The sequence below is a fragment of the Psychrobacter sp. 1Y4 genome (assembly GCF_051847555.1).
Genome location: NZ_JBPYDE010000963.1, coordinates 1 through 559, shown reverse-complemented (window position 1 = coordinate 559; position 559 = coordinate 1). Strand labels below are relative to the sequence as shown.

The 559-nt window shown below is 45.4% G+C and carries 1 pseudogene; it reads right to left on the bottom strand.

Annotation, left to right across the window (positions count from 1 at the left end):
• Positions 1–559, bottom strand: a pseudogene (locus ACS8FC_RS19855) (hypothetical protein); the annotation flags it as partial.

Sequence of the window (559 nt, the reverse complement as noted above, 5' to 3'; positions counted from 1 at the left end):
AACTGTGCGTGTTACTGTCTCACTTGCCGACTTTTGGAAGCGACGCTCTACTGTGTCAACTTTAAGCGGTCTGAGATATTGATAAAACTCGTCAGACTGCCCTTCGTTTTGTACAAGTACAAGCGGCTGACCGACTGCAGGTATTGGGTCTTTTGCATCTAATGAGATCTGAATAACGCGCTGACCTGAAAGCTGCGTCTCAAGTAAGTGCCCCGCCCATTTAGTACCAAAAGCAAGATATGACTCAATCTTGTTCTGAGCATCTGATCGTCTGTCAGCAAACGAGGTTGGTTTAAACGCAAACACGCTGATATTTTCGTTGTCGGGCAATTCGGTGAATAGCAAACGTGGCGCTTGTAATAAGTCGGTGTTTGCCGTTTTTACTGCAAGATATACTTTACGCAGACGAACGCGACCTAATAAGCGGTCGATATCTGACACATCAGGAAATAAGTTGTTAGATACGCCATCGATGACAGCGACACCAGTAGGCAGACCGCCACCATCAGGCGTGTCAGCCATAATCTCAGACTTTAAAATCTCTAAATCGTTTTGAGTA